At 34.0% G+C, this 12,135-nt stretch carries 17 protein-coding genes; 3 read left to right on the top strand and 14 right to left on the bottom strand.

The window, feature by feature from the left end; genetic code table 11:
- Window positions 1-22: 22 nt before the first annotated feature.
- The 5 genes from MQX03_RS03760 to MQX03_RS03780 all read right to left on the bottom strand — a co-directional run bounded on the left by MQX03_RS03760 (window position 23) and on the right by MQX03_RS03780 (window position 3,036).
- Window positions 23-235, bottom strand: coding sequence for an SHOCT domain-containing protein (locus tag MQX03_RS03760; RefSeq protein WP_242801612.1), 213 nt, complete (start codon window positions 233-235; stop codon window positions 23-25).
- 4 nt (window positions 236-239) lie between these two features.
- Window positions 240-716 (bottom strand): Dps family protein, encoded by a 477-nt coding sequence (locus MQX03_RS03765; RefSeq protein WP_242801613.1) that lies wholly within the window; start codon window positions 714-716, stop codon window positions 240-242.
- A gap of 90 nt (window positions 717-806) precedes the next feature.
- On the bottom strand, window positions 807-1,385 hold the full coding sequence (locus tag MQX03_RS03770) for a hypothetical protein (protein WP_242801614.1): 579 nt from the start codon (window positions 1,383-1,385) through the stop codon (window positions 807-809).
- Window positions 1,386-1,538: 153 nt separating this feature from the next.
- Complete coding sequence (locus MQX03_RS03775; protein ID WP_242801616.1) at window positions 1,539-2,300, bottom strand: SDR family NAD(P)-dependent oxidoreductase; 762 nt, start codon at window positions 2,298-2,300, stop codon at window positions 1,539-1,541.
- A gap of 73 nt (window positions 2,301-2,373) precedes the next feature.
- Window positions 2,374-3,036, bottom strand: a complete 663-nt coding sequence (locus MQX03_RS03780) for a BON domain-containing protein (protein ID WP_242801618.1) — start codon at window positions 3,034-3,036, stop codon at window positions 2,374-2,376.
- A 485-nt stretch (window positions 3,037-3,521) separates the two neighbouring features.
- Between MQX03_RS03780 and MQX03_RS03785 the strand changes: the two genes are divergently transcribed.
- Window positions 3,522-4,226 (top strand): hypothetical protein, encoded by a 705-nt coding sequence (locus tag MQX03_RS03785; RefSeq protein WP_242801619.1) that lies wholly within the window; start codon window positions 3,522-3,524, stop codon window positions 4,224-4,226.
- Window positions 4,227-4,473: 247 nt separating this feature from the next.
- Here the strand turns inward: MQX03_RS03785 and MQX03_RS03790 are convergent, their stop codons facing one another.
- The 9 genes from MQX03_RS03790 to MQX03_RS03830 all read right to left on the bottom strand — a co-directional run bounded on the left by MQX03_RS03790 (window position 4,474) and on the right by MQX03_RS03830 (window position 10,755).
- Window positions 4,474-5,382 (bottom strand): bestrophin family protein, encoded by a 909-nt coding sequence (locus tag MQX03_RS03790; protein WP_242801620.1) that lies wholly within the window; start codon window positions 5,380-5,382, stop codon window positions 4,474-4,476.
- A gap of 3 nt (window positions 5,383-5,385) precedes the next feature.
- Entirely contained in the window at window positions 5,386-5,868 is a 483-nt protein-coding gene (locus tag MQX03_RS03795; RefSeq protein WP_242801622.1) for a hypothetical protein, read from the bottom strand.
- 49 nt (window positions 5,869-5,917) lie between these two features.
- The gene (locus MQX03_RS03800; RefSeq protein WP_242801626.1) at window positions 5,918-6,613 is read right to left on the bottom strand and encodes a VIT1/CCC1 transporter family protein; all 696 of its coding nucleotides are present in this window, start codon (window positions 6,611-6,613) and stop codon (window positions 5,918-5,920) included.
- A 4-nt stretch (window positions 6,614-6,617) separates the two neighbouring features.
- Entirely contained in the window at window positions 6,618-7,385 is a 768-nt protein-coding gene (locus MQX03_RS03805) for a phosphatase PAP2 family protein (RefSeq protein WP_242801628.1), read from the bottom strand.
- A gap of 2 nt (window positions 7,386-7,387) precedes the next feature.
- A complete protein-coding gene (locus MQX03_RS03810; protein WP_242801629.1) occupies window positions 7,388-8,566 on the bottom strand; it encodes a DUF3570 domain-containing protein in 1,179 nt (392 codons plus the stop codon).
- A gap of 25 nt (window positions 8,567-8,591) precedes the next feature.
- Window positions 8,592-8,795 (bottom strand): DUF4266 domain-containing protein, encoded by a 204-nt coding sequence (locus MQX03_RS03815; RefSeq protein ID WP_394801738.1) that lies wholly within the window; start codon window positions 8,793-8,795, stop codon window positions 8,592-8,594.
- 123 nt (window positions 8,796-8,918) lie between these two features.
- Window positions 8,919-9,845 carry an FAD:protein FMN transferase gene (locus tag MQX03_RS03820; RefSeq protein ID WP_242801633.1) on the bottom strand — a complete coding sequence of 309 codons (927 nt, stop codon included), beginning with the start codon at window positions 9,843-9,845 and terminating at the stop codon, window positions 8,919-8,921.
- A gap of 6 nt (window positions 9,846-9,851) precedes the next feature.
- Window positions 9,852-10,295 carry a thioredoxin family protein gene (locus MQX03_RS03825; protein WP_242801634.1) on the bottom strand — a complete coding sequence of 148 codons (444 nt, stop codon included), beginning with the start codon at window positions 10,293-10,295 and terminating at the stop codon, window positions 9,852-9,854.
- Window positions 10,296-10,377: 82 nt separating this feature from the next.
- Complete coding sequence (locus tag MQX03_RS03830; RefSeq protein ID WP_242801636.1) at window positions 10,378-10,755, bottom strand: hypothetical protein; 378 nt, start codon at window positions 10,753-10,755, stop codon at window positions 10,378-10,380.
- A gap of 183 nt (window positions 10,756-10,938) precedes the next feature.
- Here MQX03_RS03830 and MQX03_RS20445 point away from each other — a divergent pair, with 183 nt between their 5' ends.
- A complete protein-coding gene (locus MQX03_RS20445) occupies window positions 10,939-11,070 on the top strand; it encodes a hypothetical protein (protein ID WP_262916903.1) in 132 nt (43 codons plus the stop codon).
- A complete protein-coding gene (locus MQX03_RS03835; RefSeq protein WP_242801638.1) occupies window positions 11,070-12,128 on the top strand; it encodes a glycoside hydrolase family 130 protein in 1,059 nt (352 codons plus the stop codon). The genes MQX03_RS20445 and MQX03_RS03835 overlap by 1 nt, the downstream gene beginning before the upstream one ends.
- Window positions 12,129-12,135: the final 7 nt, after the last annotated feature.

Raw genomic sequence — 12,135 nt, forward strand, 5'->3', positions numbered from 1 at the left:
TTAGTATATCTTAGAATTATATTTAGCCTCCCAGAATGCTTTTCATTTCCTGATACTCATCTTTACTGATCTCTCCCAAAGCAAATCGTTTATCTAAAAGATCAAGTGGTGAATCTTTTTTGTTTTTTTGTCCGGGAATATTATAGGGTATGGCAAAAATCCAAAATAGAAATACCACCCACAGTATCCACCATATAAAGTGCATTCCCCAGAACTGATAGTTTTCATGATACATTATATTAATTTTTTAAATGAGAACGTAAGAACCAAGCCATCTTTTCGTGTTTTTGCATTAAGCCTGTCACGAAATCTGCCGTACCTAAATCATGAAACTCTTCACCAAAACATTTAACGTGCTCACAGATACTGATGATGATGCTCTGATGATCTTGCAAAAGCTCCTTAATAAAACCTTCGCTGTCATTTTTTTCTGATTTGGCCTCAGTAAGATGTGTGAGACTGAGATAAGATTTTAATGATGCCGGTGCGTAATGTCCCAAAGAGCGTATTCTTTCTGCTACACTGTCTATGATCGCATCCAATTGTATGAACTGAGATTCAAAAAATTTATGTTTATCATAAAAATCCGGACCTTCAATATTCCAATGGGCATTCTTAGTTTTGACATATAAAATGTTTTCATCTGCCAATAATTTCACTAACTCATCTACGACTGATTGACGGTGAGCCTCTGCTATTCCTATTTGTATTTTCATTTTAATATTTTTGTAGTTGTAATATTATTTTTTTCGTTATCTAATTTGAGCAGAAGAGATTTGATCAATTTGATTGATTAAAAATCGGTTCTATTGGATGATCTTATCCTTTAAGAGTGAACCATCCGCTGAATAAAATAAGAAATGTTTTGAAGAACCTTTTTGAACTGTTATTTTATACACTTTTAGCTGATCTAAAGAATAGTCTCTGAATATTTCTTCTTTCTCTTTAGCAATTTTCCAGTTCTTGTAAATTCCTTTTTTGATGGCATCTAAAATTGGTTTAGGAAGTTGAGAATCAATCTTTTTATGGATCGCAATCTTTTTTCCATCTCTAGAATACATTCCCTCCTGATGTTCTCCACCCTCCCAAAATTCTGCTACAAAATAGTCTGAAGCTGATGATGAGTTTAATGATGGGTTATAATCGTACCAAACATTTCTAAAATCTTCTGTCGGATAACCTCTCCACTGCTCATTTTGTACTGCAGGATGGTCTATAACAAAATTTTCAATCACATCTTTAGGGACATCACTCCTTAATATTTTCTCAGGTTTAATATAAGATGCATTATTTACTCTATTGTCAACCTTCTGACCCAAAACGATGGTTGTAAATGCAACTGACATGATTGCCATTGCTAACAGTTTTGTTATTTTATTTTTCATAATCTCCAAATTTTTGTTGAAGTGATATTATTCAACAGTTTGTAACATTTGTTTTGATAACAGTTTGTTTTTTGAAAGCCTTTACCTTGTGTTAAGCATTTATTTGTCCTTTACAGAATAACCCAACTCTAGAAGTTTATTGTAAGCTCATAATTATTGTGCACACATGCCACCATCTATAATTTGTGTAGTTCCGGTAATAAATTTACTATCATCACTCGCAAGAAATAATACCAGATTTGCGATTTCCGATGATTCTGCGTAACGTCCCAAAGGTATAGCTGCCTCAAATTGTTTCTTAACCTCATCACCATGTCCCGATGATGAACCCTCCTCTATCGAACGCATCATTCTGTTATTAACCGGTGAGGGATGTACCGAATTCACTCTGATCTTTCGTGATGCTGCTTCAAGGGCAGTCGTTTTCATAATACCAACAACGGCATGCTTGCTAGTAACATAAGCGCCTAAACCAACAAAGCCTACAATCCCGGCAACAGAAGAAGTCATAATTATACTTCCTCCATCATTCATCTGTGGTAATACATATTTATTGCCTAGCCAAACTCCTTTTACATTTACTGAAATAACTTGATCAAAAATATCATCAGGATAATCTATAATAGGTTTTACTACGCCCTCAATCCCTGCATTATTAAAAAACACATCGATTTTACCGAATACTTTAACAGCCTCCTTAGTATATTTTTTGACATCATCAACTTTTGATACATCTGCTACACAATACTTTACGTGCTCATTATTTAATTCCTCTACGGTGCTTTTTAATGATTCCTCGGAAAGGTCTACCAAAAGTACCTTGGCACCTTCCTGTAAGAATAATTCGGCAGTAGCTTTTCCGATACTTCCTGAACCGCCGGTAATTATGGCAACTTTATTATTTAATTTTTTCATATTTTATTTTTCTAATACAACTTAAAAGCACATTTGTATTTTCTTTTACGTTGCAGATTAAGTTTAATATCTTTTAATAGGCATATTCATACTCCACATCAAGCTCATTTTTAACTTGCCATATTCCTGGAGTCTTCCAAGCAATACGACCTGCCTCTTCTTTGTGTGGCCATGAATTTACCTTACCTGTTAAAGTTGCAGTCGTTCCGGAAACTGAAATATTGATGTTGCTGTCATCAATGACACTTCTTTTCAGTGCATTTTCAATATCCTTTTTTTCAAGCATATCATTGAATTTTGATTTGATCATGATGTTATTAGTAATGGCTTTCACACCTGGTAAATAGCTAACTGCATTTTTAGCGGCTTCTTTTTGGTAGTTCCAATGCACATCGCCGTCTAATGTTACCCTGCCATTTTCAACTTTTACATTCACTCTGTCATCAGGTACTGCATAATTTGTTTTTAGTGCAACAAGAACTTCATTGGCAATTTCAACATCACTTTTCATATAGGAATTGGGAATATGAACCTCTATATTTTCAACAATAGCTTTTACACCCTTTATCTTTTTAGCAGCTTCTTCGGCCTCCGCTTTCTTTGCATAACTATCAACGATTCCTGTCAATGAAACGACTCCATCTTTTGCAATGACTCCGATTTCGGCAGAATGTAATAAGGGCTCCCACTTGATAGCATCCTGCACATCTTTTTGTAATTCTCCGTTTGTTTTCATTTGTAATACATTTAGTAGAAACTAAATTGTTTCAACACTGTAAAATTACATCCGTTTGTAAATCATAGAATTACAAATAGAATTAAAAGGCTTGCAGTTATCACACATTGGGATAACTCACTTCTTTGTCAAAAATGTGTGATGATTGTAAAAATCAGTTTTTAATCAATAACAGCGATGCTTCACTAAAGATTCATCTTTGCCAAGTAATCATTATGTTGCACCAAACACTTTAAATTATGGAAATGAGTTAAAAATTGAAAATTTCAAAATAAACGGTGACTTGATTTTACAATCGAAAAAATTGAAAGAAAAAGATTCCTTCTTAAAAGATTCAGACTTACAGTTCGACAGAGGTCAATACAATGCTTATTGCAAGAATTGAAAATAAACTCAGTAAGAATCGTGGAGAAGTGATTGAAATGATTATCCGAAATGTCCTTGCCTAATCGAACAAAAAATAAAAAAAACTCAACAATAACCATATGGAAAATATTTTAAATCGTTATAAACAAAAGCTTGGTTTAGATCAGAATAAACAAAGCTTTAGTGAAATACACAACAACAAAGTTACTGCGTTCTACTACATGGCAGATACTACCGTGAATCTAGATAAAGATCTTACCAAAGTTATCGATTCAATCGAAGAATTGGAAAAACTTCATAGCAAATCAGAATTGATCATCAAGATGAATATTGATACTGAAGAGGATGCGAAATATGAATTCATATTAAAGGAAATCAGCATGTCGACAAATTATCTCAAACAGCAGTTTCTGTATTTAAAAGAAAACATCATCAAAAAAGATCAATTCAATAATTTTTTATTTTGGAAATACAATCTGTATATCATGAATAAAATTAAACTCAATCACAAAATACTCGAGCAGTTGGGATTGAGAACGCTTCAGAATGAAGAAAAACTGTACTGGAGAACATCAATTTGTAATATGCAGGACAAAGTTTTTTCTCTAATTATCTCACTGATGAGTATCTGCAAACTTGAGATCAATTTCGTTGAAGAATATTTTCCGAATAAATGGGAGGAAACTAATCCGGAGATTAGCACTTTAGAACCATTAAATAAAAATTATATACACAATGAAAAAAAAGATCGCTATAAAAACAAAAATGTATGGATGTCAGTAATGGATTTTTTTGCCGGTGATACTTCTGTGTCTCATTTTTAAGCCAAAACTCTTCCTATATTTTAACAGACCATTTAATTTTTGCTGGTATTTTTAAATTTCATTATTGCAAATCTTCATAACAATTTGTAACACCCTTTTTCAAAGTGATTATAAATATGAATAAGTTAAATTTTAAATCGGTGAAAGAACTAGGAAGTGTGGTAAACTTTGCTCTAATTAGGGATTAAATAAACCTGTTTCTCATTATAACAACAATTTTTAAGTAAAGAAAAAATACAATCAATAACTAAAAAAAACTCAGTTTAGATTTGACTTCATTGCAGTTTTGTTCTAAATTTTTGGTAATTTCATTGATTGCCACAGATGTTTTGTTTTCAGAAAAAGGTTCGCCAAAGAGATTTGCGAGTTTATTGATCGTTAAAAAAGCAGTACTGATAATTACCATAATAGGGATTGCGAGTAACTCAAAACCACTCTCTTCACCACCCAGATCGATATCACCAATAAATAACGGAATGAGAATAACATAAAAACCTACAATGATTTTTGTAAATGCGCTATAAATCATTAAAAATGGAGTATTCTTGATTCGTTCAGCTTTTCCCTGAATATCATAAAAACGATTGATGTGCTGCATTAAATCAGACTTTTCAATATTTGATTGTCTTAAAAAGCTATTCTCAATACTTTTTGAGATTGCGATTAATATTTCGGTGGATATTTTATGCTTTAAATTTATTCCAAAACTATTTACAAAATCTACTTCTTTAGTCTGAAATATAGGTTTTGGATTATTATGCATTTCATTTTTAAACTGCCTGATGTACAAAATAGTGAGATCAATTAAATCTTCCGCATTTTTCTTCTGCACTTCAGAATCTGTTACATTAAAATGCTCTTTATTTTGGTAGTAAACATAAATTTTCGTCACAAAACTTCTGGTATTATTGGTCAATTCGCCAAATATTTTTCGACCTTCCCACCATCTGTCGTAAGCAGAATTCATCCTGAAACCTAGAAAGAATGCCACAGCCAAACCAAAAACAGAGCCTATCTGACCAGAAATTTTATAGATATGATCCCCAAAATATTCTTCTAATCCTAAAACCACACAAGAATATAAGCTTGTAACGATGATAAAAGGTGCTGCAATTTTAAGCAATTGCAGCAAACCTTGTTTTTCAGTATTAATCATGTATTAATCTTCATCTTGTTTCTCGGAACTCACAGAAGAATTACCATTATTCCGAATTTCTGTGTGTCTTATTTTGCCACCGGTAGTTCCAGCTTGTTTTGCAAAATACAAAACAACTAAGGAAAAGATAATGGTTACAAATGAAATGATGTTTGAAAATGATTTCTTTTTAAAATTTGCCCAAAACCCGATGAGTGAAATAGCTCCTAAAATATAAGAAAGAAACGCAAAAGTTTCTGCCACCTCCTCATGAATTTTGATGAATTTCTCATCAATCCCTTTCAAATTTTCTACTGTTTCTTCTGCTCCCTCACCAGTTGCAAAAGCAGGTACTGTTAAAATCGCACCTAAAATAAATATAGCGTAAGAAGTACGCTTAACGATTTCAGATTTAAAAATAAATCCACCGAGCATGATTAAAAGCCCTGTAACAGGAAATATAATAGGTAAATGATTTAACAATAAATGCCAATGTGCATCATTCATAATATTTAAAATTTAAATGTTAAAAAAATAATAGAATTAAAATGTAGACTTACTCTAAATTCACTCCAAAAAAATGCCCCACTAAAGCGGTAACAGCCATCGCTACAGTTCCCCAGAAACAGATTCTCAGAACAGATTTTTTGATATCGGATCCACCAATTTTAGCAGATATAGCGCCTAAAATCATCAGGAATATTATTGAAAATCCGTATTGATAATAGACCATTTCCTTTTCCGGAGCGAAGATCGCCAAGATCATCGGTAGCAATGCGCCAGCGAGGAAAGAAAGGAATGATGCGACAGCTGCCAAAAAAGGTTTTGCCTGAGTAATTTCATTAATTCCCAATTCATCTTTTGCGTGTGCTTCTAAGGCGTTATGTAAGGTAAGTTCTGTTGCTACCTGCAAAGCTGTTTGCTTGCTGACTCCTCTTTTTTCATAGATCTTTGCCAATTCCTGCAATTCAATCTCAGGTATTTCTTCCAGCTCTTTTTTTTCTCTTTGCAAGTCTGCGGTTTCGGTGTCAGATTGCGAACTCACCGACACATATTCTCCGGCAGCCATCGACATTGCCCCGGCAATCATCCCAGCGAGGGCAGTCAAAATAATGACATCTCGACTAGGATTAGCAGCAGCAATACCAATCACAATACTTGTAGTAGAAAGCAAACCGTCGTTGGCTCCTAATACAGAAGCACGAAGCCAGCCTACCCTATTGACATAATGTTTTTCTAATGGATAATGCATAATTTTAAAGATTTAAAACCAAACCCAAACCGACAGATTTCGACTGGATGACAGGATAAATGAAAGTTACACCTTTTGATTCGTTGTTATTAAAAATCTTATTGACGATGGGAAATATCCAATAAGCTATCTCAGTACTTAAGATACCAAATCCAGCACCTGCAACCACATCTCCTACCCAATGTTTATCATTTAATGCTCTGTAAACTCCTGTGAAAATTGCAATGGGATATCCTGACAATGCAATCCATATATTTTCGTCCTGATATTCTCTAAAAAGAAAATGTGCAGAAGAAAAAGCAGTCGCTGTATGTCCGGAAGGAAAAGACAAATTATTAGATCCATCAGGGCGCTCTTCTTTTACCAAATGTTTTAAAGGCAAAGTAAATGCAGCAGAAATAAGCTGAGAAGTACCGTATATAATCGTTCTCTCTTTAAAATTATGCTTTCCCTTAATGCCTGCAAGATTATAGCCATAAACCATTGCCGCAGGCAAATATTGGGTATAGTTATCAAGCGTAATATGCTTAGGTTGATGTTCACCGATTTCATATTTTGTAGAGCTGTTTAGGTTTTTGAGTGCATCAGAATTTAAACTTATGACGCCAAAACTTATAAACACTGTTGGAATTATCAGTTTTTTATAAGAGGTTTTGTAGACCTTATCATCATATTTTTCCAGACTCTGCTTGATGATTCTCGTTGAATCATTATTAACCTGTCCAAAACAAATGTTTGCACAGGTTACAATGATTAATATTAATAACTTCATTTTTACTTAAATCTTAAGTTAAGCGAAATAATGTCCGACTTCATACCGATGGATTTCGTGTAATGACCATATCTGATTTCCAGCATATTGAGTCGCTGTATTCCGAATAATCCGTTTTTTGGATTGATGCGGATTCCGGCTCCATAAAAATGACTATTGAAGGTTGAAAGATCATAGTTGCTGGTATAAAAATCATTAAAAGCGGTATGTTGCTGATTGGGCAGAAAATATTTCGCACCACTTTGAGAATAGTATCTGTAAAACGGACTCACCGATACGAAAGGTGAAATTTTCACAGGCGTTTCTATATTGATGGTATGAGATTTTAGTCCCCAATCGTCGGTGTAATAGCGGTAATAACTTCGCAGAATTATTTTATCTCCAAAGAAATAATTGGCTCGAATCCCTACCGGAAGTTTAAATCTTTTGTCCGGCAAAGCTTCCTGATGCACAGAACCATCGGTAAAATAAACCCTGTGAAAAGGCAGGCTGAGATAACCTGTCTGTTGAACGGCATCAGTCATTAATTCCAGTTGAAAATTCTTATTAATGATCTGTGAATAGGATAGCGAAAATGCAAACGTATTTCTTCCGCTCGTCCCAGTACTTTGTACTGAAGAATCTTCCCTCAGTTCTATTGGTGCAATCATCGATACCTGATCGATAAATGTCTGAAATCTTGCGGTAAACTCGCCCATTCTGTTAGCTGTCTTTTGAGCAAAACCAATATTTGCACCCATCGACTGATAATCATATTCTCCGGAATATGAAACGCCAGCCATTATCGTGCTTCCTTTTGATTCGTTTTCACGGCTCCAGCCAAGTGAAGGATAAAATCTGGTGTCTGCACTTGAAGCTGAAGAATTGGCTTTCAGATCAATCATATCTGACGATGCAGAAGTATAATGGTCTATCCCAAGATCAAACGTAAACTTATTCTTTCTGAATTTTTTGTCATATTTTACCATAACGACATCTATGGAATTGGAAATATCTGTGAGCTTTTCTGAACCAACACCGCCAGTTACCGCAGCATTGTTTCCGTCTTGTTTATAATAGCTTGATACGAGATTGATCTCATCCAGACTCAGTTTTTTTGATGGTTCGGTATTGGTATTTTCCTGTGCCTGAGCATGGAAAAATCCGAAAAGCGCAATGATGCTTATAATTACTTTTTTCATTTTAATTCTTTTTAAATATTAGTAATTAATTGCATCCACACCCACCGCCAACTTTGCCGGCATTTGCTCCTGAAGAACCTTCACGATAAGATTGGAAACTCAGTTCTGTTTTTTCAATTGTTCGGTTTCCCAAAACCATTTCAGCATCGTTGAGTTTACTTTTTTCGTATTCTTTTACTGTTGTACAAGAATGGATCATTGAAAGGGCAAAAAAGACAACTAAGCCCATTATTATTTTTATTGAAATATTTTTCATTGGAAATTATTGTTTGATTATTAAAAATCAAATGAAACTGTTGATTTCATTTGGAATTCTTAAATTGATTATATTGATTAAATAACGTCTTTGATCTTATTTAAAATTGATATTTTTGGATGAATGAATCTTGTTGTGATCATCGATAATGATGCATTCTAAATGATTGATCTGATTCACAAGACCAATTGCCGCATCAACTCCCATAATCGTGACGGGCGTTGCCATCGCATCAGCAATCTCGGCATTCGGACAAATAATAGTCACACTTTTAATCCCGGAAACAGGCATTCCCGTTTTGGGATTGATGGTGTGAGAATATTTTTTACCGTCTATCACTACAAATTTCTCGTAATTGCCGGAAGTTGCCACGGAAGTATTGGTGATGTTCATATAAGAAAACGGAAGCGCAGCATTGTCGGGATCTGCAATCCCTATTGTCCACGGTTTTCCGTCTGCCTGTGATCCCCAAGTTGTAAGATCTCCGGAAGCATTTACTACCGCCGAAGCAACATCTCTTTGTAAAAGAATTCTTTTCGCCATTTCAGCAGCATAACCTTTACCAATACCTCCAAAACCTATTCGCATTCCTTTTTCTTTCAAAAAAACCGTTTGATTTTCTTCTTTCAAAAGAATGTTTTTATAATTGACGAGTTTGAGATGTTTTTTTACTAATTCAGGATCGGGAAGCTGTACCATTTCACGGTCAAAGTTCCAAAAGGCTTTATCGATTCCACCATAAGAAATATCAAAATAACCATCAGTTATATCACTGATTCGCAGGCTTCTTTCGATCAACTGAAAAACCTCAGCATCTACTTTTACAGGTTTTATTCCTGCATTTTTGTTGATGAGATTGGTTTGACTGTCATCGCTGTAAGTCGTTAGCAATTTTTCAATCCTAACGATTTCCGAAATAGCCGCTTCTATATGTTTTAAAGCAACTGTTTCACTTTCATCAACGACTGTGATTTCAAACATATTTCCCATCAATTTTTGGGATTTGCGAAACTCTTTCTGCATTTTTTATTATTTTTTCTGATAAAAACTTCGGATCTCATTGCTGAAAGCAAGTGCGTCCTGCGATGGCAAACCTTCCCATGTTTTCAGAACTTTTCCTGCAGAATCTAATAAAATTGTATACGGAAATAAACCTTTTGGGTTATAGAGATCTGCCAAAACAACATTCTCTTTTTTAATTTCTGCAGAAGGTTGATTTTTCTCGCTTCTCGGAAAATCAGCATTAATGAATTCTATGATTTGATCTTTTGACAATTGCTTGAAATCCTCTTTTTCGATCAGATTTTTATGAAGTTTTATACACGGAATACACCAATCTGAACCGGAAAAATTGAGCAGAATGAGTTCGTTATTTTCCGAAGCCTTTTTTTTCGCCTTTTCTAAACGAGTCTGTGCGTTGGCGGGTACAATTGTTAATAGAGCCATAATTATGGCTATAAAGTATGTTTTCATTTTTTGAATTTAAATTATAGAATCAATTAGGTCTGAATATTTTAATAATATTCAGATCATATTTATTTAACCGATAAAATAATTAGGCTCTTGGCGGCTGCCAAATAGAATGCAAGTAACCTTTGATGTAGAAATCTACATCAAAAGCAGGAATATTGTGAACCTTAAAATATTTGTAATCACTACCCAATATCTCAAATGAAAAATCTGAATTGAGAGTGAATACTAAAGATAATGTAGAATGTAAAATAAATGGGAGCTTTCGGTCGGTTTTATAATCTGCATCTTTTACTGGATGGTCATAATGAATTTTGAAAAACGCCAGCAAGCTCATTTCTGGGTTGAGCTTTTTGTGCTCACTGTAATGCTCCACGAGGGTAGGAAATTTCAACAGTTGATTGAGTTCAGTCGTCGAAACCAAATACAGAGAAAGCAATAATATGGAAAGCCATTTTTTCACACATCAAAATTATATAATGTTTCGTTAAGAACGATTACAAATAAAGAAAAAGGCTAATATACCATGTGATTTCCCGAGCATAAAATTCTAGTTATGTGTGATATATACAAAAACTACAAAGACTCTTGCAACGTTTTTCGTTTACAATAGACCAACTTTACTTTAAGCCAAAATCAATACAAAATGTCAAAAGAAAAAGATAATAAAAAATCTACGGATAAAACGGTTGCTTCTAAAACAACAAAAGAAAAACGTGTTGATAAACTAGCAAAACGTAAAGAAAAAGAAGATCAAAATAAACTAAAGGATCAATAATGATCGCTGTAAAAAAGGAGGGAATCCTACTTAAAAAAACAGAATTAGACTTTGAATATGATGGCGTACTGAATCCTGCTGTTATAAAAGATGGTAACGAAATACATCTTTTTTACAGAGCAGTAGCCAAAGGAAATATTTCTACAATTGGTTATTGCTCACTTTTAAATCCTTTAGAGGTTCAGGAAAGATATGAATATCCGATATTACAACCTGAATTTGAATATGAGAAACATGGTATTGAAGATCCCAGAATCATTAAAATTGAAGATGTTTTCTATCTTACCTACACAGCCTATGATGGCATCAATGCTTTGGGAGCCTTAGCGATTTCTAAAGATCTAAAAAACTGGAAGAAATTGGGAATTATCGTTCCTGAAATTACCTTTGAAGAATTTAAATATTTCTCAGAAATCGACAAATCACATGATGAAAAATATATTCGCTTCAACGAATTTCAGATAAGTCATCAGGAAAATACGGAAGAAGTTTATTTATGGTGTAAGAATCTCGTCTTTTTTCCAAGGAAAATTAATAATAAATTTTATTTCCTGATTCGTATTAAACCTGATGTACAATTAGTCGCCGGCATTGAAAAAATTGAAGATTTAACATCTAAGTTCTGGAACAACTATTTTCATAAATTCAAAGAACATATCGTGCTGTCACCTAAGCATGAGCACGAGATCAGCTATATCGGAAGTGGTTGTCCCCCTATTGAAACAGAGCGAGGATGGCTTATTATTTATCATGGTGTACATGATTCCGTTGAAGGGTATGTATATTCAGCATGTGCAGCCTTGCTGGATCTAAATAATCCCGGAAAGGAAATTTCGAGACTTCCCTATCCTCTTTTCAAACCGCAAGAAAAATGGGAATTGAAAGGTGAAGTTAATAATGTATGTTTTCCTACAGGCGCTGTGGTTGAAGATGATACGCTATATATTTATTACGGTGTTGCTGATCAAAGAATTGCAGTCGTTTCGTTGAGCATTTCAGAACTACTGGATGAACTGATTATCTATAAGTATCCAGATAATGAAGATAATAACCTTTAAAAAAATT

Source organism: Chryseobacterium aahli (genome assembly GCF_022699665.1).
Taxonomy (GTDB): domain Bacteria; phylum Bacteroidota; class Bacteroidia; order Flavobacteriales; family Weeksellaceae; genus Chryseobacterium; species Chryseobacterium aahli.

Coding starts and splice junctions, on each gene's coding strand:
- MQX03_RS03775 (WP_242801616.1), bottom strand. CDS start 2,300: ATGAAAAAATTAAATAATAAAGTTGCCATAATTACCGGCGGTTCAGGA.
- MQX03_RS03820 (WP_242801633.1), bottom strand. CDS start 9,845: ATGCAGAAAGAGTTTCGCAAATCCCAAAAATTGATGGGAAATATGTTT.
- MQX03_RS03770 (WP_242801614.1), bottom strand. CDS start 1,385: ATGAAAAATAAAATAACAAAACTGTTAGCAATGGCAATCATGTCAGTT.
- MQX03_RS03765 (WP_242801613.1), bottom strand. CDS start 716: ATGAAAATACAAATAGGAATAGCAGAGGCTCACCGTCAATCAGTCGTA.
- MQX03_RS03785 (WP_242801619.1), top strand. CDS start 3,522: ATGGAAAATATTTTAAATCGTTATAAACAAAAGCTTGGTTTAGATCAG.
- MQX03_RS03815 (WP_394801738.1), bottom strand. CDS start 8,795: ATGGGCTTAGTTGTCTTTTTTGCCCTTTCAATGATCCATTCTTGTACA.
- MQX03_RS03810 (WP_242801629.1), bottom strand. CDS start 8,566: ATGAAAAAAGTAATTATAAGCATCATTGCGCTTTTCGGATTTTTCCAT.
- MQX03_RS03795 (WP_242801622.1), bottom strand. CDS start 5,868: ATGAATGATGCACATTGGCATTTATTGTTAAATCATTTACCTATTATA.
- MQX03_RS20445 (WP_262916903.1), top strand. CDS start 10,939: ATGTCAAAAGAAAAAGATAATAAAAAATCTACGGATAAAACGGTTGCT.
- MQX03_RS03760 (WP_242801612.1), bottom strand. CDS start 235: ATGTATCATGAAAACTATCAGTTCTGGGGAATGCACTTTATATGGTGG.
- MQX03_RS03835 (WP_242801638.1), top strand. CDS start 11,070: ATGATCGCTGTAAAAAAGGAGGGAATCCTACTTAAAAAAACAGAATTA.
- MQX03_RS03800 (WP_242801626.1), bottom strand. CDS start 6,613: ATGCATTATCCATTAGAAAAACATTATGTCAATAGGGTAGGCTGGCTT.
- MQX03_RS03805 (WP_242801628.1), bottom strand. CDS start 7,385: ATGAAGTTATTAATATTAATCATTGTAACCTGTGCAAACATTTGTTTT.
- MQX03_RS03825 (WP_242801634.1), bottom strand. CDS start 10,295: ATGAAAACATACTTTATAGCCATAATTATGGCTCTATTAACAATTGTA.
- MQX03_RS03790 (WP_242801620.1), bottom strand. CDS start 5,382: ATGATTAATACTGAAAAACAAGGTTTGCTGCAATTGCTTAAAATTGCA.
- MQX03_RS03780 (WP_242801618.1), bottom strand. CDS start 3,036: ATGAAAACAAACGGAGAATTACAAAAAGATGTGCAGGATGCTATCAAG.